Annotated in this window: 1 protein-coding gene; it reads left to right on the top strand. The window is 60.2% G+C overall.

Annotation, left to right across the window (positions count from 1 at the left end; all coding sequences use genetic code 11):
* A partial coding sequence (locus tag AC1DIN_RS29900) for a helix-turn-helix domain-containing protein (RefSeq protein ID WP_476812357.1) occupies positions 1 to 314 on the top strand: 314 nt, incomplete at its 5' end.
* Between the last annotated feature and the right edge of the window lie 467 nt (positions 315 to 781).

Consider the following 781-nt stretch of genomic DNA (forward strand, 5'->3'; position numbering starts at 1 on the left):
CGCGCCTCAATCGGATCGCATCGGCCTTGGTCGACGGCCCATCCGACCGAAGTACGATGGCGCAGTGGGCGTCGCGCGTGGCGATGAGCGAAAGCTCGCTCGCCCGATTGGTCCAACACGAAACTGGCCTGTCCTTCGGTCGTTGGCGACAGCAACTGCAGCTAATCGTCGCGCTCAGAAGCCTGGCAGCTGGGGCGACCGTACAGCAGGTTTCGGGAGACCTTGGATATGAATCGGTATCCGCATTCATCACCATGTTCAAGAAAGCGCTTGGCGCGTCACCGGCCAAATATTTCAAGAACTTCAGCTCTTAGAAACGGGCCCATAACTTCTGACWWGCGCTGATCACGTCGAACCGATCTAGTTCAAGCGCGGGACGCTACGATTATGACCAAGTCATTGATGCCCTTGCGCGACGAGACGCTGCTGCGGCGCGGGAAGCGGTAGCCTGCATGCGAGGATATCGAGGGATCGTGTCGTCGGCCTGATGCGGCGACATAGTGGTTTTGCGGAGACTCCCGTCTTTTCACCCTGATGACTGGAGCTTTGGGCGGCTTGGCGCCCCATTTGCGGACGTCGGACTGGCCGCCTGAGGCCAGACGCTCCGAGGCCGGATTCATGTTCGTGGATACGGCGAACCTGGGGAGCTGTTCGAGTCGCCAGTTTGGCATTGCCTCGCGGAAGGGCTTGCCAACAGAGAATGCCTCGCCGTCGATGGCGGTTGATCAGGGCCGCGCGAACAACCAGCACTCGGCGAAAGCTTCCGATACGGTCGACTTGG

It is taken from the genome of Allobosea sp. 05T438 (assembly GCF_056396025.1).